Source organism: Ignavibacteria bacterium, assembly GCA_016707005.1.
GTDB lineage: Bacteria > Bacteroidota > Ignavibacteria > Kapaibacteriales > Kapaibacteriaceae > UBA10438.
This window is the reverse complement of sequence record JADJIQ010000002.1, coordinates 483,539-508,196: the sequence shown is the minus strand read 5'-3', so window position 1 is coordinate 508,196 and position 24,658 is coordinate 483,539. Positions and strand designations below refer to the sequence as shown.

Sequence of the window (24,658 nt, the reverse complement as noted above, 5' to 3'; positions counted from 1 at the left end):
ATGTCTATAGATTGGACGATATGGTTCCACGGTTCTTACGTGGCCTTTGTTTTCGCCTGTCTCTTTCTGGGAGCGCTGGCGTATAGACAGATATTGGATGATATCGAAGTTCGACGCCTCAAGCTTGGCGAAGACCGGGAGTCCTACATCAGCGCTCCGGGCGTGGTGCTCGTAAGTGGGGTGCTTGTGGTCTCCGTTCTGATCGGAGGACTGCTCTATACCAATACAGACCCTTCCATATGGGCATATGCCTTCCCGCTGGTTCTACTTTGCCAAGTGCTGCAAATGATCCTTCGGCTTGTCTTTCAGCGAACGCAGGCCAAAACCCTTGGCATCGTTGTTCGGCCTGCCTTACGGCCCGGTCCGATCGCGGTCCGGTATGATGATATCGTTGCAGGTACTATGCACGATGAACGATTTTGGACGACCATTCGCCTCGTGTCCACTACGTCGGGCCCTGTCACGTTTCGTATCTTTCGGTTCTCTGTCCCATCATTGGAGCAGATCCTGCGGTCGTCTACCACAGCATCGATCCATCGAAAGCCCCCTACAACAGCATGAAACAATCCATACGCATTGCCTCCGGTCAAGGATTCTGGGGAGATCTCCAGAATGCCCCTCTTCAACAGGTTTCTCGCGGACCTATTGACTATCTCGTGATGGACTATCTGGCCGAGGTCACGATGTCGATCCTCCAGAAGCAGCGGATGCGAAACCCTGACTTGGGCTATGCTCGCGACCTTGTAGACGTCTGCGAAGAGATCCTGCCGTACCTGATGGAACGCGGCATCACACTGATCACCAACGGTGGTGGTGTGAATCCTCTGGCCGCGCGCGACAAGATCTTTGAGGTTGCAAAGAAACTCGGGATCACCGGGTTGAAGATCGGCGTTGTGTTGGGTGACGATATCCTTCCGCGGATCAGCGAGTTGGTTGATGACGGACACCAGATGCTCCATATGGAGACAGGGGAGCCCATCGCAAATGTGAAGGATCAACTCCTCAGTGCCAATGTGTACACAGGCGCTTGGCCATTGGTGGAAGCACTCAAGCAAGGTGCGCAGATCATCATCACAGGTAGAACAACTGATACGGGGCTTACCCTTGCCCCTATGATCCATGAATTCGGTTGGGGCGTTGAAGACTGGGATCTGCTTGCCGCGGGAACAGTAGCCGGCCACATCAATGAATGTGGTGCCCAAGCCTCGGGTGGTAATTTCCTTGGTGACTGGCGATCACTGCCGGACATGGCCGACGTTGGATTCCCGATCATCGAAGCATTCCCTGACGGAACATTCATCGTCACAAAACATGACGGTACCGGTGGTGCTGTGACACGCGAGACCGTTAGCGAGCAACTCATGTATGAGATCGGTGATCCTGCGATGTACATCACACCGGATTGCATTGCAGATTTTGGAAGCATTCGCCTTGAAGATCTCGGGAACAACCGTGTGCGCGTCTTTGATGTGAAGGGCAAACCATTCACACCGTTTTATAAGGTGAGTGCGAGCTACCTCGATGGATATGTTGCATTCGGCTCGCTGACATATTCCGCGCCCGACGCCTATGATAAGGCACAGGCGGCTGATAAGATCCTTCGTACGCGACTCGAGCGGCTTGGTCTCACATTCGATGAGATCCGTACGGAATTCGTAGGCATGAATGCATGCCACGGACCGATCGCAGCTCAGATCACGCCGAATGAAGTGATGATGCGCATCGGAGTTCGTGGTAAGGACAAGGCATCCGTTGAGCGTTTTGGAAAAGAGATCGCCCCGTTGATCCTTACCGGACCACCGAGTGCAACAGGATTCTCCGGCGGCAGACCAAAGGCCAGCGACGTAGTGGCGTATTTCCCGGCACTGCTTGATAAGTCGGTCCTCGAAATGCATGTCCAGGTCGATGCACTGTAAAGCGCTTCTAGCGATCTGTTCACTTGTTCTGCTCGTGCCGGCATCCCTGACGGCCGGTGGGGATTCTCTCTATGTCCCACCGTCGCTGTTTCGTTATGCCGACAATCAGCGCTATACGATCACGGGCGGAACTCCCCGCCTTGAAACTGAACTTCAAGCGGCACCAACCATTGCATTTGGTGTTGGAATGACGGGACTGATCGTTGGCCTGCATATCTATCAACGAAATGCATGGTGGCCGGAAGGGGATAGCGCAGAGTTCCATATACAGGAAGACCTAGAGTATGCCCGCGGACTCGATAAACTTGGGCACATCTATACATCATATGTAATGAGCACATTCTGCGGTGATGTCCTGATGGAGTGTGGTCTTGACCAGACTGCTGCCATGTGGACCGGTGCAGGGATGGGGTTCGCCTACTTAATGTACGTGGAGATCCAGGACGGCTATGCAAGGGAATGGGGCTTTTCACCATCTGATGCCATGGCCGACTTCGTTGGAGCTGCCTACTATGCGGCACAGTATCAGATCCCGTTCCTTCAGAATTTCACACCACGATGGAGTTACGTGCCGGCCTCATGGGTTGGATACCCCGTGAGCAACAATCGGCAGAAGATCTTCATCGATGACTATAACAGCACAACCTTCTGGCTTGCCTGTAACGTGAACAATCTCTTGCCGAACGATGCCGCTGCATATTGGCCTGATTGGCTGATGTTCTCGGTGGGATATGGCATCAAGAACTATGACGTTGTGGATGCGAATGGTGTGCCCGTTGGCGTAACACGACGGTACCTTTTCGGGCTTGACTATGACTGGGTGAAGATCATACCGGAGTCAAAGGTCGGTGTAGTGAACTATCTACGTCAGGCCCTCAACTATATTCGTCTTCCGGGCCCAACTCTTGAAGTTGGTGATGAGGGTGTAAAGTTTGGACTCTTTTATCCATTTGCGATCGTTGTACCACTCTGACAACACAGCAACACATCTCTGAACATCCTCGCATCAGTGTGATCGTTCCAACGCTGCATGAAGAAAAACTCCTCGCGGCCACACTGTCGGTGTTCGACGCAGCGTGGCGTGTATCAGTGCGTGCCGAACTTATCGTAAGTGATGGCGGCAGTACGGACGGAACACTCGAGATCGCACGACAGTTCGCGGATATTGTTGTTGTGCACGAGGGAGATCATCGGCAGACCATCGCAGAGGGACGCAATGCCGGAGCAAGGGTCGCAACGGGCGATGTACTCGTCTTCATCAATGGAGATACAGTTCCATCCGATCGTGAGAAGTTTACATCGTGCTTGATCAACTTTGCAGAGCGCACAGGTCCGTATGCTCGGGCATCAGCCTTGGCATGTCCTGTTGGATTCCGCCCGGATGAGGAAAAGATCGCAGATAAGGCATTCCATACCTTCTACAACAGCTACGTGTGGTTCCTGTTGCTCCTGCGAATCGGAGCCGGCAGGGGAGAATGTCAGGTGGTACGTCGTAAGGTGTTTGAAATGGTAGGCGGATACCGAAGTGAATTGGCCGCAGGGGAGGATTTTGATCTCTTGGCCCGTATCGGAACCAAGGCGCGTGTTCGTTTCGCGTGGGAAATGCTTGTGTTCGAGTCGCCCCGACGGTTCCGCAAGTTTGGGTATTTTCGTGTTCTGTTCGCGTGGACGATCAACGCCCTGAGCGTCATGTTCAGGGGGCGTTCCTCCTCCGATGAATGGGAACCTGTACGATAACCACTCAGCCCCCTACCCGGATCTATGGACTACAAAACCGCTGGTGTCAACATCGAGGCCGGAGAGGCGCTCGTTGATTCGATCAAACCGTTCGTAAAGGCCACCCGTACTCCAGGTGTACTGAGCGAGATCGGAATGTTCGGTGGCTTCTTTGATGCGCGTTTTCCGGGGCTTGAGCATCCTGTATTGGTGGCCAGTGCCGATGGTGTTGGTACGAAGCTCAAGGTTGCCGTGATGGCCGGTGTCCACGACACGGTTGGGCAATGCCTTGTCAATCACTGTGTGAATGACATCCTTGCGTGTGGTGCTCGGCCACAGTTCTTCCTCGACTACTTCGCAACCGGTAAACTGGAATCGGGAGTCGCTCGCGATGTGATCAAGGGCATGGCTCAGGCCTGCACAGAGAATGGCTGCGCGCTTCTCGGCGGTGAAACTGCTGAGATGCCTTCGATCTATGCCGATGGCGACTACGATGTTGCCGGTACGATCGTTGGCGTGGTGGATAAACCAAAGATCCTCAATGGCAGCCGCGTCCAAGAAGGTGATGTTCTCATTGGTCTTCCTTCATCCGGACTTCACACGAATGGGTACTCACTTGCACGAGCTGCCTTGTTCCCAATGTATGCTGTTGACCAACACATCAATGAACTCGGCTCACCTGCCGGCACGGCCTTGCTCGCCGTTCCTCGCTCATATCTGAACGTGATAAGCCCCCTACTCGATGCGGACCTTGTTAATGGTCTGTCGCACATCACTGGCGGTGGGATCGTTGGCAATACCTCGCGCATTCTGCATGATGGTCTTGCACTTGAGATCGCATGGGGCTCCTGGACGGTACCGCCGATCTTTGGTCTCATACAGCAGGCCGGATCCGTCAGTGACGAAGAGATGCGTCATGTCTTCAACCTTGGGGTTGGCATGATCATGGTCGTCAGCCCGGCACGTGTAGACGATGTGATGGCGCGCCTTACCGGTGAGAAGCCGTTTATCGTTGGACGTGTTGTTGCATCTCGGTGATACCATGCAACGCGTGGTTCGCGCTGCCGCTGTTCTCGTTGTGATGGCGTGTTGCGCCACTCATGTACACGCACAACTCAGTATTCGATTCAGTCTGGACACTATGCGCTTCGGTGACATTGGTCCATGCCTCGGCGCACGTGATTCGTTTGACCTGATCAATACCGGCACACGTATCGTGCCGTCTCCGGGTTCCTCCATCATACCCGGATTCCAAGTTGATGCTGAGAACGACAACAACATCTTTCCGGGTGAAACTCGCAAGATGTACGTGACGTTCATCGGCAATGCTGTTGTGCAATCGTACACATCGCGATACTTGTTGAATGTGACGATACAAGGAGAGTCGTCTTCTGACACACTGTGGATCCTCGCTCGCAGGATCGCGGGCAAGTGCTGTGTGTTCCGCGTTGATACAATTCGCGGATATCCTGGGGAAGATGTTGAGATCCGAATCATTCAGGACAGTACCTCTGCCGGTGTGTTTCTCTCCGACGTGACCTCAACGATGAACGTGCGTTTCGATCCGACAACCTTGGTCCCTACCGGAACCTCGCCGCAGGTGATCGATCGTAAGAACGGAGAAGTGACATTCTCCGTCCGACTTCGCAACGACAACGGTGTGCTTGCGTCCATCCCTGCACGACTAACGCTTGGTACGTCGATCTCAACCGAAGCACGGATCGCCTGGCATTCAAACTCCGATATACGCGTGATCGATACCACCTATGCCGGACCCGTGGACTTGCTTGGCGTGTGTACCCACCCTCGCAATAGGCTGTTCGACCCACAGGCCTCCATCCCTCGGATGTGGATCTGGCAAGGGGCTCTCTATGTTGAAGCCACGGCATCCACAACATTGCCCGTTGAAGTGTTCGATGTGAATGGCAGATCCGTGCTGACCATACATGCAGCAGCACACGGCATCACGAGCGCACAGCTGGACCGCGGAGTGTACCTCGTACGATACGGTGATCGAACGAAGAGTGTGATCTCCCAATGAACCAGCTCATCGTGCGCTCTGCAGAGGTCCTGCGAACGACCTTCGGGTATGATTCATTCCGTCCGGGACAAGAGGATATCCTCGGAGCCGTTCTGCGCGGACGAGATGTTGTAGGTGTTTTGCCAACCGGCGGAGGCAAGTCACTCTGTTATCAAGTTCCTGCCTTGCTGTTCCCCAACATGACGGTGGTTGTATCGCCCCTTATCGCTCTCATGAAGGATCAAACAGAGCGATTGCAAACACGCGGTGTTGCAGCGGCGGCCATTCATGGCGGGATGGGTGCGGGTGACATCAACAACATCATCCATGAAGCTCATAGTGGACGTATCAAGCTTCTGTATGTGGCTCCGGAGAGACTGGAGTCCGTTACCTTCAGGCGCCAGTTGCGTACCATACCCATCAGTCTTCTCGCCGTAGATGAAGCACACTGCATCAGTGAATGGGGTCACGACTTCCGTCCGGCCTATCAGAACATCACCTCGCTCTTCGAAGACCGTGCACGCATTCCCATTCTTGCTCTCACGGCAACGGCAACACCAGATGTGCGGGCAGATATCGCGCGATCCTTGGGGCTGACCGATGCTGTTGAGATCGTGCGTGGATTTGACCGACCCAACCTTTCGTTCTGCGTTGAACGCACGGCAGCAAAGATCGAGTTTCTTACGCGCACACTTCGAACCCATCCGAATGAATCTGCCATCATCTACTGCGGGTCGCGACGTCGAGTAGAGAGTGTGGCAGAGGACCTACGTCGTCGTGGCATTGCAGCTGAAGGATACCACGCAGGCATGCCGTCTCGAGAAAGGTCAGATGTCCAAGACCGATTTCTCAACGGTTCAACGCCTGTTCTTGCTGCTACCAATGCATTCGGCATGGGCATCGACAAAGCCAATGTGCGTCATGTCTTTCATACCGATCTCACCCTTACGTTGGAGGCTTACTACCAAGAGGCGGGCAGGGCCGGACGTGATGGACTTCCCTCCACGTGCACGCTGATCTACCAGCCCGAAGACCGTCGGCTCATGGAGTTCTATATTGCCGGTACGTATCCGAACGCAAACATGTGCACGATGTCTATACGTACCTGTGCGACCGTGCGCAATTGCCCCTCGGCAGTTCCGTGGACACACCTATCCTTGCCGATGCTGCCAGTATCGCAGTTGCTGTCCATATGCCTGTTGCTGAAGTAGGGGGCGTTCTGAACGTTTTGGAGCGATCGGGCATCGTTGTCCGCACAACGCCCACAGGTTCAGCCAGACTTCAGCTGCGAACCAGTGCAGCACGGTTGGAAGAGTTCGCTGCGGGTTCGCCACCGGAGAGAAGACTTGTGGCCGACGCCATCGCACGTCTGATGGCCGGTCGCGATGTTGGTGCCAACGTGGACATTTCCCTCAGTGAACTGCTATGCGATCCAAAAGCTCGAGGTGATGGTTCGTTATGCAGAGACACGTCAATGCAAACGGAACTTCATCCTTTCCTATTTCGGCGATCCCTCCACATCAGGAACATGCGGAACATGCTCATCCTGCAAGGGGAGTGTGGCGCAACGGGCTGTAAGTGAACGTCACATGGCCATCATCGTTTCACTGATCCGTACCGTTTGGCAATTGAATTCGCGATACGGCAGGCATGTTGTGGTTGATGTTGTTACGGGAACGGTGTCGGAGCGTGTTACCGCAAACAGGCTTGACAGATGTGTTACATGGGGAAGCCATCGCGAGCGTTCACGCCACGAGGTACTTGAAGCACTCGACGAGGCACTCGATCACGCATGGCTTGTTCGAACTGCCGATCTGTATCCTACGATCGGAGTGACCGAAGAAGGCATGAAGATCGCTCGCCCCCTGCCATCACCATTACGCTACGAAGCAAAGACGTCAGCAACCGATACATCGGCTGCCCTCGATGCCTTGATGGCATTCCGTGAACGTGTTTCTGAGCGAGATGGCGCTGCTGAGTTAACGCTGGCTGGACAAGAAGAACTCCGGCGAATCGCTGCTGACGCACCGAACTCCATCGAAGATCTCGTTCCCGGCAAACATGGCAGCGGACTCTTCCTTGCCCGTTACGGAGCGGAGATCATTCAGGTTCTTAAGGATGTGGGAAGGGCAGATGTGCGTGCAGTGCCTAAGGTGCGGGCCGACGATGATTCCACGATGATCGCGGCACTTGTCCGGCCTGGATGGACCCTGCACCAGGTAGCTCGTGCTGCACGTATGACGCCGCCTGCTGCAGCCCAAGCTATCCAGCGAGCTGTGGAGGCGGGCCTGGATATCCGCAGGGAAGAACTCGTACACGACGACCTGTATCAAGACGTCCTCGACTACCTCCGGCATCATCGATTTGCCAAACTCCGACACGTGCGTGAGCATGTGGGTGAGGATGTTGATCTAGCAATCCTTCGCGTTGCCTTGGCATTTGCCCGACGTGATCTCTACTCCGAGGACACATGAGATTCGTAACCGCCACGATGATGATGTTGACGGTTTTACTCTCCGCAGCACACGCGAGCGAAACGGTGGTTGTTCGCCTGCGAACATCCTCCGTTCCATCCTCGCTTCGTGCCCTAGGCGCCAAGAGTGTCCTTCCTACGGGCGTTGACCAACAGAAGGTCCCGGAGACTGTGCAATCGCGTTCACAACGAGATGCGTTTGAATCTCTGCGTCGTTATGTAGTACTGACGTTGCCAGACGGTGTAACGACTCGAGAGATCGAAGACATCGATGGGGTTGCAGATGTCCGTCAACTGGTAACAATGAAGATCCATGCAGAGCCCCTTACAAACGACTCTCTCGCTTCAGAACAATATGCTCTTACCACAGTTGGTGCACGGTCTGCGTGGACCATGGCTACTGGGAAGGGCATTGTTGTCGGAATCATCGACACAGGCATCGATTGGACGCATGAAGACCTCGTGGGCGCTATGGCAGTCACGGCGGCAGAAGATGTCAACAAGAACGGGCGATTTGACGATTGGCCGTCGGACGTGGAGATTGACGGAGTCCTCGGTGATCTCAATGGCCTTGATGAGGACAACAACGGTGTGGTCGATGATGTCATCGGATATGACTTTGTTGATCAAGACGTACGAAACATTGGCGACGATAGAGGACGCGATCCTATACCGTTCGATGAACAGGGTCACGGAACGTCAGTAGGGGGCGTTATAGCCGCCACACCGAACAACCTTCTCGGCATCGCTGGCCTTGCCTACGGTTCCCGTCTGCGCGCATTGCGTGCATTTGATGCCACGGGCAACGCCGAAGAGGATGACATCGCAAGTGCCCTTGTCTACGCCGCGCTCACGGGAGTGAACGTGGTGAACATGAGCTTTGGCGATGGCGTTGATTCGCCCATGTTGCGAGACGCGGTGAAGTTTGCTTCAGCAATGAATGTTGTCCTTGTGGCATCCGCAGGGAATACCGGCACTACGTCGCGACAGTACCCTGCAGGGTATGACGAGGTGATCGCTGTTGGTTCAACCAACGAAGAAGATCGGCGTTCGCCGTTCTCAAGCACGGGTTCACTTGTTGCCCTTTGCGCCCCGGGTGAGTCCATTGTGACAACGGCCGTCAATTCTCGCTATCGCACGGTGAATGGTACGTCGTTCGCAGCCCCGTACGTTGCCGCCGCAGCAGCGATGATGTTGGAGCGAAGCGCCATGCAGATGTCGGCCGCCGAGATCCGTGGCACACTTCAAGAACGTTCGTTGGATCTGGGTGAACGCGGATGGGATGTGCTCTATGGTGCAGGCAGACTTCAGGTGGACGCCGCACTCGCAGCGCAGGGTCGTTCGGCCTACGGGATCACCAAGCCCTCGAACGAGGATGAAGTTGACGTGCGCACGACGCCTACGCTTGCATTAATGGGGAGTGTGCTTGTAGCACCATTCGATTCATACAGCGTTTCGTATGGTGTTGGACTGGAACCCACAGCGTGGACAACGATCAACTCCTCCAAAGTTGCTGTTGTTATGGACACGTTGGCCAGGCTCAACACAACAACGCTCACATCAGGACTTTACACCATCCGCCTCCAGGTAGCATGCAAGGACGGTCGTTCACTCGATTCTCGCAAACGGATAACGATCGTCAACAACGATGTGCTGACGATCACCAAGGCGGAGATCATCAATGCATGGACCACTGACAGACGTTCGCCGGTTGTTACCGTGAGGACTTCGCGGCCAACTGCTTTGGCACTGAACATTACGGCAGAGAACTCATCGACATTCTCCGACGTAAAGCGATTCGTTCGGTCTCATAGCTTGGTGGTTCCCGATTCTATCATCTCGCGTTCACAGATCGCTGTCCGAGCACGATGCACTGCAGACAACGATTCTGTTGCTGAAACCACACTCACAATAGCAGCCTCACGAGAAGGAGCCCCTTCTGTATCTGGATGGAAGAAGACCCAATCCGCTTCGTGGTCCGGATACGTCCTAAACGATGTCCGCGATCTCTACGGGGATGGTTTACCTGCCTTTGTGATGAACGATCTTTCTTCGGGGTCGTTCGGTGGCACGTTCACCATGCAGTACCGTGATGGTGTGTGGTCCCGTCGTGACTCGCTCACAAGCACCTGGATACCGCGCGGCATCTGCGATGCAAACGGCAACGGTCTGCTCGAGGTCCTTGCTCATGTTGTTGGACGCGCAGTGTTGTTCGAACAAGCAGTGGTAGGGGGCTCTCCATTCGCTCGCATCATCTATGCAGATTCATCCGGACGTCAGAATGGTGCAGGTGTAGCAGATATCAACGGCGATGGCAGAGAAGAACTCCTTCTCCTCTCCGATTCCGGCTGCACGGCGATAACTTATCGCAATGGCCGTTTCGATCGACTTGGCATTGCCGTCAACACATCAGCCCCTTCGTATGGGAACGTGAACAATCGTGTTGATGAGATCAGTGTTGCCGCAGGTGACTTCGACGGCGATGGAGCTGTTGAAGTAGCCTTTGGTGACACAGATGGAGATCTCATCATTTCAGAATGGGATGGTGTTGCATTTGTGAATCGGTATCTCCTCGAAACAAATGGAGGGGGCGGATCCGGATTTGTTGCAAGCGGTGACGTTGATGCCGATGGGAGACCCGATGTTGTGTTCGGTGTGCCGGACAGCACGCAGCCGGATGCCGAACGAGAGTATGGTCGAGACGTTTGGACCTACAGACTTCTACGAGCAAATGGGAATGATCAGTATGAGACCGTCTGGACAGATCACATCGCCGGTGTCCGTTATGGAATTGGTTATCGTAATGGTGTAGATGTTGGCCCCCTCGATTCGCGTCCAGGAGAAGAGATCGTTATCTGTGCCTATCCGCGGATGTACGTGTTCGGCGCAGACGAGACATCCAAGGCCATCGTTCCGCGCTGGTTTGTTCCAGACGTTGTGAGTCCGCGCTTCCTGATGTATGACTTCAACAAGAATGGCATCAACGAGCTCGGCTATGGCATCACCTATGCCGGACTTGGAATGATGACAGGATTCAACTTCAGCGAGGTGGATACGGTGCTGCGTCACCCTGCACCCGCATCGATGCGAGGTCACTACGTGAGTGCCGATTCGATCGTCCTAGACTGGATGCCCGTGGCAGATACGAAGCAGTACAAGATCTTTGCAAGCACGAACAACGGACCGTACAGATCACTCGACAGCACCACAACAACCTCCGTCACCGTAGCAGAGCCTATTGGTTCTTCCTCGGTTCGCTTTGCCGTAGTTGCCTATCCTATCAACACCACCATTCGAGAAAGTCGACGCTCGAATGACGCTGCCTTCATGATCAATGATCAGGCTAGGGTGATCGGACTTGATAGAGATACCGTGAATCGCTCAGAGCTTCGAACGGGACTTCGAGTTCTGTTGCGATACAGCAGCGATATCAGTGTGGATCATATTGAGCCTACACAGTTCCTTCTTCTGGATCGATCATCAGGTGCCGGTGTTGTTCCAACCCTCACCGCGGTAGCGGGCACACAACAAGATGTGGTCCTGACCTTCCCCGGCGTGAACTTTTCCGACTCGCTATTGGTGCGTGTACGACATGTCAATGACATGGCAGGAAAGCCGGTGCGTGATACGTCCTTCCCGCTCGTTGTACGAAATGATCCGGCATCCACACCAGAGTTTGCACTCGCATCTCTTGGTGTGCGTTCAACAACAGCGTTGCTAGTTACCTTCACCGCCGATGTAGATGCAACAGCAACGAATCCCCTGAACTATCGACTCGATCCCATCGGGACCGTGCTTACGGCAACGCGTGTGGATGCACGCACGATCGAACTCGATCTCGATCCGGCAAGCCCCCTTACTGCTCGCGGAATAACCTACTCATTGACCGCGCTTGGTATCAAAGGCGACCCATCGGGTGTGATAACCACGGGTGCAGGCAACACGGCAACGTTTATCGTTACAGCACCCGACCTGAGTTCGGCCTACGTCTATCCCCATCCTGTACGACTTACACGTGATGATGAGATCACCTTTGGCGGACTCACTCAAGACGCTACGGTGGAAGTTCTCGATGGAGCGATGAGAACACTTGTAACCATCACCGGCACCGAAGGCAACGGCGGTGTCCGATGGGATCTTCGAACATCAGCTGGAGAACGAATCCCCCCGGGATTGTACTTCTACCGTGTGTCCGGCACGTCTGATCAGGGGGCGGGTGTGGAGCCGGTGCTGAAGAAGCTGATGGTGGAGCGCTAACGCAGGAGCCTCCGCAGGCCACCAACGTCGCCGTTGCTGAGGATGGCGATGACGTCGTTGGGTTGAATGTGGTTGGCGAGGATATCGGCAATGTCCTTGCCCCAAGACGGATCCGACGCGCGGTCCGGCGAAAGGGAGACCGCTGTGATGCCCATCGCAGAGATCTCGCGCACGAGCATTTCGGTATCGAGTCGCTCTTCTGCCTTGTAGCGTTCAGGTCGGTTCACAGGACCAAGGCAGACAGTGCTTGCCCCTTTAAAACACTGAGCCAGTTCGTGCTGGAAGAAATTGCGAGTAGTAGTGTTCGAACGCGGCTCAAAGACAACATGCACGTTGCTCTGTGGGTATCGTTGCTGGAGAGCCTTGATGGTTGCGGCGATGGCAGTTGGGTGATGGGCAAAGTCGTCAACAACAATGCAGCCATTCCACGAGCCGATCTCCTCCAAGCGACGCTTCGGAGCAGTGAAGAGGGGAAGGCCGATCTGCTGTTCCTCTGAGGTAAGACCAGCCGCAGCTGTAGCTGCAATTGCCATCGTGGCATTACGAAGATTGTGCTCACCTGGCATAGGGAGCGTGAACCTGCCGTACTTCTCACCATTACGGAGAATGGTCCACGAGGTAGAGTTGCCTTCTTCTGTGATGTCCGTGATGCGCCATGTTGCCCCTTCCGACGTACCAACAAATTCAACGGGGCAGGGGGCTTTCTCGGCTGCAGCACGAGCGTTTTGGTCCTCAGCATTCACGAGCAGCACTCCGGAGCGAGGAATGAGTCGCACCATATGCTGAAAGGATCTGATGATGGCTTCGGTGCTGTCGAAAATATCCGCGTGGTCGAACTCGAGATTATTGATGATGGCGATGGTCGGTCGATAGTGAATGAACTTGCTGCGTTTGTCGAAGAACGCAGTGTCGTACTCATCACCTTCGCTGACAAAGACTCCGGCACGCGTGTCGTGGATCTCTGGGGGTACCGGCCTGCATCCAACACTGAAATTCCCCGGAACGCCGCCGATCAAGAAGCCTGGGTTGAATCCTGCGGACTCCAACAGCCATGCCGCCATGCTGGACGTGGTTGTTTTCCCGTGGGTTCCGCAGCAGACGATGGAAGTGTTCTTGGAGATGAAAAGACGTCCCACGAGCTCGGCCATGGACGTCATATCCCACCGTTCGTCCAGGACAAGCTCCAGCTCTTCGTTCCCTCGGCTGATGGCATTCCCTATCACGACCAGGTCTGGAGCTATAGTACGCAGACGGCTGGCAGAATACCCTTCTGAACGGTCGATCCCGGCCTCATCCAGCACGGTGCTCATCGGGGGGTAGAGTGGGCCATCGCTTCCAGTAACGTGGTGACCCTGCATTCTGCACGCAACGGCAACCGACCCCATGGCCGTGCCGCCAACCCCGACAAAGTGGATGTTCATCGCATTCCGCTCATAGGTAAAAAATGGTATCTTGCTTGATTAGCACAAAGATAGAGCCGCAAACCATTGTGGCGTCTGAATCACCACCGGAGCTGTTGCATGCGCGTCTTGTTCCTCACAATCGTCACTATCGTTGTCACCACAACGGCTTCCGCACAATTCTGGCAAAACACTGACGGTCCTCCGTCGGCATCCACCTGCATGGTCACGAACTCAAAAGGTCACGTGATCGTTGGCACACCGTTCAGCAAGATCTATCGGACCACGGACCGAGGCAATTCATGGGTCCCGTTTGACAATGGCATTGATGATGGTGGTGCTAATTGGTATCCGATCAACCAATTGAGTGTGGCTGCGAATGACGTCCTCTATGCAGCCGTCAATGGTCTTGGTGTGCTCCGCTCAACGAATGACGGCGAATCGTGGACGAAGGTTGACATCGGTCTGACGATCGCGCCTAATTCCAGGATCAGTATCAGTACGAAGTCACCAGCTGGCGGACCTACTCAGATCTTTGTGGGATATGATGCGGGTGCATCAAACCTCAAGGCGCAGTTCTCCAGTGACGGCGGTGCAACGTTCGTCTCTTTACCTCTTGCACAGGCAAACGGGATACCTAGTGCAACATCCTCGTTGTTCGAAGTATTCCTCTCTCCAAACTCCGATAAGAAGTTCATTTCTGTTGCTTATAACAAGGGGCTTTTCCGCACAACGGACAATGGCACGTCATGGAGACGGATCGATAACGGAGACGGCAATTCAAATGAGAGCGACGACCTCTACGCCACATTTGCCTATGACAAAAACGGTCATATCTATGTTGGACGTAACGCCCTCCCTGGCTCAGCTAAGACCACCAATGCTGTGGTCATTAAATCGATCAATGATGGCGAACAGTGGGCCTACCTGCTCAACGGTTGGGATAACCGCGATGTAACGAATAACCGAATCTCTGCGATCTCGTTTGGCGCCAATGGTGATATGTGGGTGACAACGGAGAAGAATTCCGGACCATTCAAAGGAACGAACTACGGCGAGGTCTTCACAGTCGTGAAGGACGGGCTTGCTGGTGATGGCGCTTGCTCAGGTGTTGTCGTAACCAAGGACAATCACGTCTTCATTGCCCCAACGGGTGACCCTGTTCACCGCCACCTGGACCCTGCGAGTTCGGTGGAAGAGACTATGCCATTCGCAGTTCGCACCGGCATCATGCCGAATCCTGCAAGTGATCGCGTCAGTGTTACGGTTGAGACTGACGTGCCATCCAATGTGGTGGTGGACCTTCTCAATGTAGCCGGTGAGCGCGTGATCGATGGGCATACCGCCTTCGTCACGCCAGGCGCTTCGCAACGCATCTCGCTCGTCACACAAGGCATTCCGCAGGGTGTCTACACGCTTCGTGCTGTTGCCAATGGCAACGTGACGATGCAGACGGTAGTTATCGCCCGTTAAGCTCAGCGCTTCGGCGCATCTTGGATCTTGGTTACCCACCACAAGTTCTGCTTGCGGAGGGTAGAGAACTGCATCGTTCGTACATAGTCCAGCGTTACGCGGACATTATGCGTGCTGTCAGTGAGTGTGTCCACAACAGTTTCGGAGATCGGCTTCTGCGCCATGATCGCCTTCCACCGTTGCAGATCGTCCGCCAACTCAAACTTCTCCACGGCCAGGAGTGGACGTCCCATCGGATTGAGCATGAGTTCTGTGGCCGCCGTGGTGTTGCCGCTGTCGAGTTCTGCCTTGAATAGGTGAACCACGCCAGGAGCTGAGCGTTGACTGCGTTCGATCGGCACGGGTTTACGAGAGCCCCCTCCGATAACAAAGAGCTCACAGCCCCCTATGGAAAGGGAGAGCAAGAGTCCCGCTGAAACAACGATCGATCTGGTCATTGGAGTAGCCACGAAAAACTTTCCTTGAGGACTGCGACGAATCCGTGCGTGATGCGATCGACGGGATGGGTCATGCCAAATGTATGGGTGGTGTTTGGAATGATGTGCAGGGAGGCGGCCGTGTTCGTGCGCGACCGGAGTGCCACGATCTCGGAGAGTGGGACGGTGAGATCATTCTCTGCGTGGAAGAACGCCAGACGATCACCAAGTGCCGCTGCTGCAGAATCGAGCGATAGGCGTTCTGCATTCGACTCAATGTCTTCAACGTACGACACATTCATCTGCACGATCTGCTTCGTTCGTTCATTCGTGAAAGAGAATGCTCCTGCCTTGGCCCACTCTGCGCGCTGTCGGTTAGTCCAGCGCGTCCATGTCCCAACGGAGTTATAGACTGCGGTCTTAACGAAGGGGGCGGTACCACCCTCGACCAATTCGCGTGATACAACCTGCGCAATACCGCCACCGCGTGAATGCCCAACGATGAAGATCTGCCCATTCCACTGCTCGCGCACGGTGGCAAACGACGGGTCGTTCTTTATCAGGCCGATCATGTCATGCACGTCATCAATTTCCTGAGAGATCGTGTTGGCAGCGAACGCATCAAGGTCCTGCACCATCCACGATGTACCGTTCATGCCATTGCCCGAGAAACAGAATCTGATGGCGATCATTCCGTGCATAGCCGCATGCTGGGCTATCCATGGCAAAAAGCTGTAGTTGCGAAATCCCTTGAATCCATGCAGAATCAATACCAACGGGGCTGGAGCCGCTTCGTTGGGGAGTGTGGTTGTGATGTGAAGGGGCTTCCCGGCGCGGTTAGGTACAACACTGTTCATTTCAGGGAAGAACGTCATTCTCCTCTTCCTTCCAGAAGATCGGGTCTGCGTTCCTTCGTCTTTGCAAGCGACTGTGCTTCGCGCCATTCTCTTATCAGCTTGTGATTTCCGCTCGTGAGAACTTCCGGTACGGGCAGTCCGCGGAATTCAGCGGGTTTCGTGTAGAGCGGTGCGTCGAGAAGTCCATGCATAAACGAGTCGTCGAGTACGCTCTCAGCATCGCCTACTACGCCCGGTACGAGCCGGACGATGGCATCTGTGAGTACAGCCGCAGCGATCTCGCCTCCGGTGAGTACGTAGTCGCCAACAGAGATCTCACGCGTGACCAGTACGTCGCGGATACGTTGGTCAATGCCCTTGTAATGTCCACAGAGCAGGATCAGCGATCTCTTCAATGAGAGTTCGTTGCAGACTTCTTGGGTTAGAAGTTTGCCGTCCGGACAGAGATAGATCACATCGTCATAGTGTCTTTGAGCGAGCAGACCTTCGATACAGGCGAACACCGGTTCGCACTGGATCACCATCCCGGCGCCACCGCCGTAGGGCGAGTCATCGATGTGTTTGTAGCGATCCGTTGCGTGGTCGTGGAGGTTGTGAAGGTGGATCTCCACGAGCCCCTTTTCTTGACCTCTTCCGATGATCGACGTAGACACGAACGACTCAAGGATCTGCGGTACCACGCAGACGATATCAATGCGGATCTTTAGATCACTCATCTCGGTCCTCGGCCGATGGCGAGCCAAGGTCGAGAAGGCCGGGGAGGAGTTCGACAACGATCCGCCGAGCGGCGGTGTCGACATTGAGGATCACATCGTCGATCACCGGGAACGGAACTGTTCGACCGTCCGGCAGCGTGACAACCCATACGTCGTTGGCAGGCATCAGCCAAACATCAGTTACGGTTCCTACGAGCTGGCCATCCTTTGTGATGACGCTGCACCCTTCGATATCTCCGATGCGGAAACGGTCATCGTCATTGAGCCCTACGTCTTCAGGTCGGCAATACACAGCTTGCTCTACAAGCGTCTGTGCCTCATCTGCACCGGAGATCTCTCGAACGCGCAGGGTAGTACGCATCGGCGTAGCATCGAATGCATCAATGGTATACGTCTTGACAAAGTCGCGCGAATACCCGATCCCGATCGTTGCACCAGGGCGGAGCCCCTGAGGAATACCCACGGTGTCCATAAGGAACATTGTTCCATCGAGACCATGGGTACGAGCAATGACGCCGATGTATTCGGTGAAAGCCATGTTTAGATGCCAGTTACTAGTTACTAGTTACGAGTTACTAGTTACGAGTTACGAGTTACGAGTTACTAGTTACTCTTTACTATTTACGAGTTGCCAATCATCGTTACTAGTGACCTGTAACTTGTACTTAGTAACTAGTAACTAGTAACACTAACCCAAATAGGTTCTAAGCGCCTTTGAACGGCTTGCATGGCGAAGGCGACGGATAGCCTTCTCCTTGATCTGACGGACGCGTTCACGTGTGAGGTTGAACTTCTCGCCGATCTCTTCAAGCGTGAGCGCTTGTTGATCATCAAGACCAAAGTACAGGCGGATCACTTCAGCTTCGCGGTCACTGAGCGTATTGAGAACTTGCTGGACTTCTACGCGAAGAGATTCGCGCATGAGTTCGCTGTCGGGCGGTGGCTGTTGATCGTTCGGAAGAATATCGAGAAGGCGATTGTCTTCGCCTTGTACGAATGGTGCGTCCACCGAGAGGTGACGTCCGGAGATCTTGATCGTTTCCGAGATCTCTGCGATCGACATTTCAAGTTGTTCTGCGAGTTCAGCGGCGGTCGGTTCACGCTCGTACTGTTGCTCGAGTTCGGAGAACTTCTTGCCGATCTTGTTCAGCGCGCCAACACGATTGAGTGGGAGACGAACAATACGCGACTGTTCAGCGAGTGCTTGAAGGATCGATTGACGGATCCACCACACAGCATAGGAAATGAACTTGAAGCCGCGCGTTTCATCGAAGCGCTTTGCCGCCTTGATCAGACCGAGGTTGCCTTCGTTGATGAGATCGCCGAGGGAAAGGCCTTGATTCTGGTACTGCTTGGCCACCGACACCACAAAGCGAAGGTTTGCCTTCACAAGGCGCTCAAGAGCCATGGAGCCTTCGAAGCCGCCACGTCTGATCGCCTGCGCAAGATCGATCTCGTCAGTACCGGTCAGAAGGTCTACGCGGCCGATCTCCTGAAGGTATTTATCGAGCGACTGGCTCTCGCGATTGGTGTACTGTTTGGTGATCCTCATGGGCAGACCTCTGAATAACGAAATAGGAAGCAAAGGGGAGACGTGTGACGTCTTCCCTTCGTGCAAACGTGACGGATCACGATGCGGGGTGCAAAGTTACTGATCTGTCGGGACTTGTGCGGCCAATATCAGCCGATATTGCGGCGAAGACAGGATGTTCGTGGCTGCGCGCACCAACGGATCATAGCGCAGGGCGCGCGATTCGCGGATCTTGTCGGTTCCGAATCGCGTGCGGATCTCCTGCTCAAGTCGTTCTCCAACGAGGGGTTGGTTCTGACGGATCGTTCTTCCGATCTCACGGTCGAGGACCTTTTCTGCCTGTTCCAAGCTCTTGAGCGAGGCGGCCGACCAGCCATTGGCCATTGCCCTGGTGCGGGCACTGGCAAGCTCGGCAAGGAAGGGAGAGCGTTTCGCTGATGGAAGTGAGTCAACATAGGCAACGAAGCGATCGATGAGCCCCTTTTCAACGGAGAATGAGCGAGGCAGGGAATCGAGGGTTGCCGTGTACACCGTTGCGAAACGACCAAAAACATATTCTGAGTCGAGATGGGCGATTGGGGTCGGCAAGACTGAATCTACCACCGACGTATCGGGATCAATGCCGTGGAGTTCGGCAACAGACCTTCCGTTCACGGTTTTGAAGACATGGGCGATGGAATCAGCACCGGCTATGGCATTGTTCGGTTCGCCCACCGGCGCGCGGCGTGTTCGGTAGTCGATTCGTTGAATGCTTCGGCCAGACGGAGTGTAGTATCGCGATGTGGTGAGTTTGAGAGTGGCTTCATTTGGCAGTGGAACCATCGTCTGAACCAGCCCCTTGCCAAAAGAACGTTTGCCGACGATGATGCCGCGATCGAGATCTTGGATAGCTCCGGCTACGATCTCACTTGCACTGGCACTGCGCTCGTTGATGAGTACTGCAAGCGGCAGAGATGGCTCGATTGGTTCTTCATTTGAGGTGTAAGATCGAGTCTCGTCGCCGTCCCGGCCACGGGTTGTGACGATCACACTGTTGATCGGAACAAAGAGCTCTACCACATCCACGGCAGCATCGAGGAGTCCGCCCGGATTATCTCGGAGATCAAGAATGAACCCCTTGAGATCTGTTTGATCCTGCAGGTCGCTCAGGGCACGGCGAACGGCAAGCCCCGTACCACGTGCAAAACGGGCAAGTCGTACATATCCGATTCCGCCGGGCAGGAGTTCTGCATGTCCAACGGTCTCCACCGGAAGTTCCGCACGTGTAACCACTACTTCGATCGTGTCCTTACGTCCGTCACGGACCACACGGAGTTTAGCGGAAGAACCGGCAGTACCACGCGTATGAGGCCGGAGACTCTGTGGTGACATGGTGTCAGTGCGGACAGCGTCGATAGAAAGCAAGTGATCGCCGATGCGAATGCCGGACTTCCTAGCTGGACCATCTTCACGAATGTCGATGATCGTCAGCATGCTGTCCCGGCGTCCAACGGAGATCCCGAAGCCAACATAGGCACCGGTTGACAGCATGTCCAGATCGTCCGTCTCATCGAACTTCATGTACGTAGAATACGGGTCGAGATGCCTAAGCATTGCATCAATACCAACCTCAACCAGATCTTCCGGATCCACTTCGTCCACATAGGCGGTATTCACCTCACGGAACACGGCCCCGAATGACTCTAATGACCGTGCCAGGCGGATGTAGAACGAAGCATCATCGTTCGGACCGGGAGCAGCATATGCTCCGGTGATACAGGCGGTAAATGCCGAGATGATGAGGATTCGTTTCATTCTTCGAGACGACGACGTATCTCTTCCGTGAGTGTGTCTGTATGGACGCGGACCTGTTGCATCGAATCGCGCTCACGCAGGGTTACTGTGGAGTCAGTGATCGTCTGTCCATCTACCGTGATACAGAATGGTGTTCCTACCTCATCCTGTCTACGATATCGACGCCCGATCGCTCCGCTTGTATCGAACTCTACACGGAAAGAGCGCTGTAAGTTCCGCATGATCTCTTCACCAGCCTCGGGCATTCCATCCTTGTTTACGAGAGGCAAGACGGCCGCCGTCATCGGTGCCAAGGACGGCTTCAAACGCATCACGGAGCGGGTCTCTGAACCGCCATCAGCTGTTGGGACCTCTTCCTCTGCATACGCATCACACAATACGGCCAGGAAGGTGCGGGTTGCTCCAACAGCGGTCTCGATCACGAACGGTGTGTAGCGATCCTTGGAGACCGTGTCTACGTATTCGAGCTTCTTCCCGGAGAATTCCTGATGCCTCTGTAGGTCAAAGTCCGTGCGAGAGTGAATACCCTCTACCTCGCCCCATCCGAATGGGAAGAGGTATTCGATGTCCTCGGCAGCAGCGGCGTAGTGTGCTAGTTTTTCATGGGGCTTGCGGTGCAGGTGTTCGGGGTTGATCCCGATGGAATTGACGAACCAATCCCAACGTGCCTGACGCCAGTACTCGAACCATTCGTTCTCGGTGCCTGGCTTGATGAAGAACTGCATCTCCATCTGTTCGAATTCGCGGACGCGGAAAAGGAAGTTCTTGGTGTTGATCTCGTTGCGGAAGCTCTTGCCGATCTGGGCGATGCCGAACGGCGGCTTCATACGAGCAGAGTCCATCACGTTCTTGAAGTTCACAAAGATCCCTTGCGCCGTTTCCGGACGTAGGTATACGGTGCTCGACGCATCAGCCACGGGGCCAACATGCGTCTCGAACATCAAGTTGAAGTTCCGTACCTCGGTCCAGTCTGTAGTTCCGGAGATCGGATCAGGGATGTTGTTCCCAATGATGATGGCATGCAGGTCTTCGTTCGTCGTAGCGGCGTTGAGGGCATTCTCGATGATCGTTGCTTGATCGGTCTTCCCCTTGGACCTGAGTCGAGCTGCGAATTCTTCAATGAGGTTGTCGGCACGATGACGAGACTTCGATGTCTTGTTATCGATCATCGGGTCACTGAACTGACCAACGTGACCGGAGGCCTCCCAAACACGAGGGTGCATGAGGATGGATGAATCGATCCCAACGATGTCCGTGCGGAAGGTCATGGCCTTCCACCAAGAGTCTTTGATGTTGCGCAGGAGCTCTACGCCGAGGGGGCCAAAATCATAACAGCCATTAAGGCCGCCATAGATCTCGGAGGACTGGTAGACAAATCCCTTGCGTTTCGACAGGGAAAGGATCGCGTCGAGTGAAGTTTGTGCGGCCATTGGGTGTAAATACTTGAGAAATGCAGCCCAAAGATACGAACCATGGATGTTGCGTAAGTTTAGGCGATATAGACTTCTTCGACCCTTTCCTAGGCCCGTGATGCAGCTTCCCCTCCGCACGCTTGCTACCGCACTGATCCTTGTGTTCGCTGCCATGAACGCAGGTGCACAGATGCAAAGCGGTAAGGAGCATGTAACGTTTGAAAAGCTCGGTCAGATCACAGGCAGCGTGGGACAGACCATTACCGTTGACGTCAAGGCGGTCATCGAAGAAGGATGGCACACCTACGGCCTTACTCCTACCGTTGGTCCGGATGGATTAGGACCTGAGCCAATGACGATCACAGCCGGACCCGACACCGTCCTCGTGGCAGGGAAGGGGATAACGATCGTGAAGGGGGCTTCAAAGCATCGCGACGAGGTTTGGGGTGCTGATGTAGAAGAAGTTGCCGGGAAGGTTGAGATCAAGGTCCCACTTTTTCTCCCTGCCGGACTGCAACAAGGTGTCCACAACGCAGTCATTACCGTCGGCTTCCAAATGTGCGACGGCCAGATGTGTCTGGCTCCGGAATACATCGATCTTCCGATCGAGATCTTGATCAATAACGTAAGACGTTAAGGTGCGTGTGATAATGAGACCAACAACATTGAAACGTATGACCACAATGGTGACCTTACTTACCTCACTGTGCATGCTACTAGGGTTGCCTTTACATGCACAGATGCCTTCGGGTAAGGACCACATCACGATAAGCCCCGTTCCCGAGATCTCCGGGAAGGCTGGGGACACGGTAACACTTCGAATCAAAGTAAAGATCGAAAAGTACTGGCACACCTACGGGTTCACGGCTGCCGTTGGACCGGATGGGCTTGGACCAAGTGCGTCAGAGATTATTGTTGGACCGCGAGGCGTCCTACGACTAGCGGGTAAACCGGTGATACTCAAAGGTTCACACGTGCATTTTGATAGTACGTGGGGTACGAAGGTCGAGGAAGTGTCTGGCAACGCCGAGATCAGTATTCGGGTGTTGTTGGACAAGCGACTCAAGATGGGTATCCAGAAGGGTGAGGTAAAACTCGGTGTACAGATGTGCGACACTACTGGGTGTATGCCGTTCGAAGAGATACCGGTACCCGTTGAGAAGATCACCGTAACCTCTGAATTCGTTGGTGACATGAGTGACACGGCCGATGTTGCTCTGGTTGCTGCTGAAAAGGTTACGTCTGCTTCTGGCTCGACAAAGCTCGAAACAGCCGGTGCGCCTGCAGGCGGCACAGAGATCGAGGCTGAGCAGCAGAAAGGGCTTTGGAGTTTCTTCTTCTATGCAATGGGAATTGGATTCCTTGCATTGTTAACACCGTGTGTGTTCCCGATGATCCCTATCACGGTATCGTTCTTCACAAAGCGACATGAGAAACGCAGCGGCAAGGGCATTCAAGAAAGTATGCTCTTTGGACTTGGCATCATTTCTACATTCACGGCAGTGGGCATCATTGCCTCTCTGATCTTCGGTGCAACAGCGGTACAGGATCTTGCGGCCAATCCGTGGCTCAATCTTGGGATCGGCATGCTGTTCATGGTGCTTGCCTTCAATCTCTTCGGTGCGTTTGAGATCCAAGTTCCCATCTCGGTGATGAACGCTCTGAACAAGAAGAGTCAGGGTGATGGTAGCATTTCGATCCTGTTGATGGGGCTCACCTTCTCGCTCACTTCGTTTACCTGCACGGTGCCGTTCGTAGGAACGTTGCTCTTGAGTGCATCGGGCGGTGACCTTCTGTATCCGGCCGTTGGAACCCTTGGGTTCGCAACGGCCTTCGCCATCCCATTTGTTGCCCTCTCAATGTTCCCATCTCTGCTCGTTCGCTTGCCGCGAGCGGGTGGTTGGATGAACAACCTCAAGGTAGTGATGGGTTTCTTGGAGATCGCAGCCGCCATCAAGTTCTTCTCTACAGCGGAATTCATCTTCGGACTCGGACTCCTTCCACGAGAAGTGTTCCTCTCCATCTGGGCTGGGGTGTGCATCTTGATCACACTCTATCTCATCGGTACGTTTGAGATGAAGCTCGACTCGAAGCTTGAAAAGGTAAGTGGACTGCGTGCGTTCTTCGCTGTGATCTTTGCAACGTTCTCCGTGTGGTTCATCATTGGTGCGAATGGGAAGCCCCTTGCCGCAGACCTCGAAGCATTGTTACCGCCGGAGAATTATCATCAATTGCTTGACGTGATGAACGGGAATTCGTCGTCGATCGCTCCGTCAACCGGGACTTCAGGTGCTACTGCGTCATCCCATGATTCGATGAAGTGGTATACGAACCTCGATGAAGCAAAAAAGGCTGCCGCTCAAGAGAACAAGCCGATCTTCATCGACTTCACGGGATTTTCCTGTGTGAACTGCAGATTGATGGAGAAGGAAGTCTTTCCAAAGTCCGATGTACAAGAGACATTCAAGAAGTTCATACTTGTTCAGCTGTACACGGATAAGAAGACCGAGCCATACATCACCAATCAGAACATTCTGAAGTCGTATGGCACAGTGGCCAACCCGCTCTACGTTCTCTTGAAGAGCGACGGAACCTTTGTTGCTCAGTCTGGATACCAGACACAATACCGTTCCAATGCCGGCCTCTTTGTTGATTTCCTCAAGAAGGCACTTTGAGC

20 protein-coding genes and 1 pseudogene are annotated in these 24,658 nt (G+C 54.3%); 13 read left to right on the top strand and 8 right to left on the bottom strand.

The window, feature by feature from the left end; genetic code table 11:
• Positions 1-39: 39 nt before the first annotated feature.
• The 10 genes and pseudogenes from IPI29_05030 to IPI29_04985 all read left to right on the top strand — a co-directional run bounded on the left by IPI29_05030 (position 40) and on the right by IPI29_04985 (position 12,382).
• Positions 40-561 (top strand): hypothetical protein, encoded by a 522-nt coding sequence (locus IPI29_05030; GenBank protein MBK7411900.1) that lies wholly within the window; start codon positions 40-42, stop codon positions 559-561.
• On the top strand, positions 558-1,916 hold the full coding sequence (locus tag IPI29_05025; protein ID MBK7411899.1) for a DUF1446 domain-containing protein: 1,359 nt from the start codon (positions 558-560) through the stop codon (positions 1,914-1,916). The genes IPI29_05030 and IPI29_05025 overlap by 4 nt, the downstream gene beginning before the upstream one ends.
• Positions 1,906-2,889: a DUF2279 domain-containing protein gene (locus IPI29_05020; protein MBK7411898.1), complete on the top strand. Its 984-nt coding sequence runs from the start codon at positions 1,906-1,908 to the stop codon at positions 2,887-2,889. The genes IPI29_05025 and IPI29_05020 overlap by 11 nt, the downstream gene beginning before the upstream one ends.
• Positions 2,890-2,927: 38 nt before the next feature.
• A complete protein-coding gene (locus tag IPI29_05015; GenBank protein MBK7411897.1) occupies positions 2,928-3,653 on the top strand; it encodes a glycosyltransferase in 726 nt (241 codons plus the stop codon).
• A gap of 24 nt (positions 3,654-3,677) precedes the next feature.
• Entirely contained in the window at positions 3,678-4,670 is a 993-nt protein-coding gene (locus IPI29_05010; GenBank protein MBK7411896.1) for a phosphoribosylformylglycinamidine cyclo-ligase, read from the top strand.
• Positions 4,651-5,673 carry a T9SS type A sorting domain-containing protein gene (locus tag IPI29_05005; protein ID MBK7411895.1) on the top strand — a complete coding sequence of 341 codons (1,023 nt, stop codon included), beginning with the start codon at positions 4,651-4,653 and terminating at the stop codon, positions 5,671-5,673. Before IPI29_05010 ends, IPI29_05005 begins: the two co-directional genes overlap by 20 nt.
• Positions 5,670-6,863 carry a RecQ family ATP-dependent DNA helicase gene (locus IPI29_05000; protein ID MBK7411894.1) on the top strand — a complete coding sequence of 398 codons (1,194 nt, stop codon included), beginning with the start codon at positions 5,670-5,672 and terminating at the stop codon, positions 6,861-6,863. Before IPI29_05005 ends, IPI29_05000 begins: the two co-directional genes overlap by 4 nt.
• 174 nt (positions 6,864-7,037) lie before the next feature.
• Positions 7,038-7,205, top strand: a pseudogene (locus IPI29_04995) (RecQ family zinc-binding domain-containing protein).
• A 36-nt stretch (positions 7,206-7,241) separates the two neighbouring features.
• Positions 7,242-8,126: a hypothetical protein gene (locus tag IPI29_04990; GenBank protein ID MBK7411893.1), complete on the top strand. Its 885-nt coding sequence runs from the start codon at positions 7,242-7,244 to the stop codon at positions 8,124-8,126.
• Positions 8,123-12,382, top strand: a complete 4,260-nt coding sequence (locus IPI29_04985; protein MBK7411892.1) for a S8 family serine peptidase — start codon at positions 8,123-8,125, stop codon at positions 12,380-12,382. Before IPI29_04990 ends, IPI29_04985 begins: the two co-directional genes overlap by 4 nt.
• Here the strand turns inward: IPI29_04985 and mpl are convergent.
• Complete coding sequence (gene mpl / locus IPI29_04980; GenBank protein ID MBK7411891.1) at positions 12,379-13,803, bottom strand: UDP-N-acetylmuramate:L-alanyl-gamma-D-glutamyl-meso-diaminopimelate ligase; 1,425 nt, start codon at positions 13,801-13,803, stop codon at positions 12,379-12,381. The two genes, IPI29_04985 and mpl, sit on opposite strands and share 4 nt — an antisense overlap.
• Positions 13,804-13,902: 99 nt before the next feature.
• On the opposite strand from mpl, the gene IPI29_04975 reads away from it, so the two are divergent.
• Positions 13,903-15,255 carry a T9SS type A sorting domain-containing protein gene (locus tag IPI29_04975; GenBank protein MBK7411890.1) on the top strand — a complete coding sequence of 451 codons (1,353 nt, stop codon included), beginning with the start codon at positions 13,903-13,905 and terminating at the stop codon, positions 15,253-15,255.
• 2 nt (positions 15,256-15,257) lie between these two features.
• On the opposite strand, the gene IPI29_04970 is transcribed toward IPI29_04975, so the two are convergent.
• The 7 genes from IPI29_04970 to IPI29_04940 form a co-directional block, all read right to left on the bottom strand.
• Positions 15,258-15,692, bottom strand: coding sequence for a hypothetical protein (locus IPI29_04970; GenBank protein MBK7411889.1), 435 nt, complete (start codon positions 15,690-15,692; stop codon positions 15,258-15,260).
• The gene (locus IPI29_04965; protein ID MBK7411888.1) at positions 15,689-16,546 is read right to left on the bottom strand and encodes an alpha/beta hydrolase fold domain-containing protein; all 858 of its coding nucleotides are present in this window, start codon (positions 16,544-16,546) and stop codon (positions 15,689-15,691) included. The genes IPI29_04970 and IPI29_04965 overlap by 4 nt, the downstream gene beginning before the upstream one ends.
• Positions 16,543-17,229 carry a tRNA (guanosine(37)-N1)-methyltransferase TrmD gene (trmD, locus tag IPI29_04960; protein ID MBK7411887.1) on the bottom strand — a complete coding sequence of 229 codons (687 nt, stop codon included), beginning with the start codon at positions 17,227-17,229 and terminating at the stop codon, positions 16,543-16,545. Before trmD ends, IPI29_04965 begins: the two co-directional genes overlap by 4 nt.
• Before the next feature lie 7 nt (positions 17,230-17,236).
• Positions 17,237-17,782 carry a 16S rRNA processing protein RimM gene (rimM, locus tag IPI29_04955; protein MBK7411886.1) on the bottom strand — a complete coding sequence of 182 codons (546 nt, stop codon included), beginning with the start codon at positions 17,780-17,782 and terminating at the stop codon, positions 17,237-17,239.
• Positions 17,783-17,932: 150 nt separating this feature from the next.
• The gene (locus IPI29_04950; GenBank protein ID MBK7411885.1) at positions 17,933-18,796 is read right to left on the bottom strand and encodes a sigma-70 family RNA polymerase sigma factor; all 864 of its coding nucleotides are present in this window, start codon (positions 18,794-18,796) and stop codon (positions 17,933-17,935) included.
• A 96-nt stretch (positions 18,797-18,892) separates the two neighbouring features.
• Positions 18,893-20,569: a S41 family peptidase gene (locus IPI29_04945; GenBank protein ID MBK7411884.1), complete on the bottom strand. Its 1,677-nt coding sequence runs from the start codon at positions 20,567-20,569 to the stop codon at positions 18,893-18,895.
• Positions 20,566-21,999 carry a glycine--tRNA ligase gene (locus IPI29_04940; protein ID MBK7411883.1) on the bottom strand — a complete coding sequence of 478 codons (1,434 nt, stop codon included), beginning with the start codon at positions 21,997-21,999 and terminating at the stop codon, positions 20,566-20,568. The genes IPI29_04945 and IPI29_04940 overlap by 4 nt, the downstream gene beginning before the upstream one ends.
• A 100-nt stretch (positions 22,000-22,099) precedes the next feature.
• Between IPI29_04940 and IPI29_04935 the strand changes: the two genes are divergently transcribed.
• On the top strand, positions 22,100-22,618 hold the full coding sequence (locus IPI29_04935; protein MBK7411882.1) for a hypothetical protein: 519 nt from the start codon (positions 22,100-22,102) through the stop codon (positions 22,616-22,618).
• Between the two features lie 13 nt (positions 22,619-22,631).
• Positions 22,632-24,656, top strand: a complete 2,025-nt coding sequence (locus IPI29_04930) for a thioredoxin family protein (GenBank protein MBK7411881.1) — start codon at positions 22,632-22,634, stop codon at positions 24,654-24,656.
• Positions 24,657-24,658: the final 2 nt, after the last annotated feature.

Bases quoted from the DNA above. Each gene is read 5' to 3' on its own strand.
- IPI29_05025 (MBK7411899.1), top strand. From the start codon at position 558: ATGAAACAATCCATACGCATTGCCTCCGGTCAAGGATTCTGGGGAGAT.
- IPI29_05020 (MBK7411898.1), top strand. From the start codon at position 1,906: ATGCACTGTAAAGCGCTTCTAGCGATCTGTTCACTTGTTCTGCTCGTG.
- IPI29_05010 (MBK7411896.1), top strand. From the start codon at position 3,678: ATGGACTACAAAACCGCTGGTGTCAACATCGAGGCCGGAGAGGCGCTC.
- IPI29_05000 (MBK7411894.1), top strand. From the start codon at position 5,670: ATGAACCAGCTCATCGTGCGCTCTGCAGAGGTCCTGCGAACGACCTTC.
- IPI29_04990 (MBK7411893.1), top strand. From the start codon at position 7,242: ATGGCCATCATCGTTTCACTGATCCGTACCGTTTGGCAATTGAATTCG.
- IPI29_04985 (MBK7411892.1), top strand. From the start codon at position 8,123: ATGAGATTCGTAACCGCCACGATGATGATGTTGACGGTTTTACTCTCC.
- mpl (MBK7411891.1), bottom strand. From the start codon at position 13,803: ATGAACATCCACTTTGTCGGGGTTGGCGGCACGGCCATGGGGTCGGTT.
- IPI29_04975 (MBK7411890.1), top strand. From the start codon at position 13,903: ATGCGCGTCTTGTTCCTCACAATCGTCACTATCGTTGTCACCACAACG.
- IPI29_04970 (MBK7411889.1), bottom strand. From the start codon at position 15,692: ATGACCAGATCGATCGTTGTTTCAGCGGGACTCTTGCTCTCCCTTTCC.
- IPI29_04965 (MBK7411888.1), bottom strand. From the start codon at position 16,546: ATGACGTTCTTCCCTGAAATGAACAGTGTTGTACCTAACCGCGCCGGG.
- rimM (MBK7411886.1), bottom strand. From the start codon at position 17,782: ATGGCTTTCACCGAATACATCGGCGTCATTGCTCGTACCCATGGTCTC.
- IPI29_04950 (MBK7411885.1), bottom strand. From the start codon at position 18,796: ATGAGGATCACCAAACAGTACACCAATCGCGAGAGCCAGTCGCTCGAT.
- IPI29_04945 (MBK7411884.1), bottom strand. From the start codon at position 20,569: ATGAAACGAATCCTCATCATCTCGGCATTTACCGCCTGTATCACCGGA.
- IPI29_04940 (MBK7411883.1), bottom strand. From the start codon at position 21,999: ATGGCCGCACAAACTTCACTCGACGCGATCCTTTCCCTGTCGAAACGC.
- IPI29_04935 (MBK7411882.1), top strand. From the start codon at position 22,100: ATGCAGCTTCCCCTCCGCACGCTTGCTACCGCACTGATCCTTGTGTTC.
- IPI29_04930 (MBK7411881.1), top strand. From the start codon at position 22,632: ATGAGACCAACAACATTGAAACGTATGACCACAATGGTGACCTTACTT.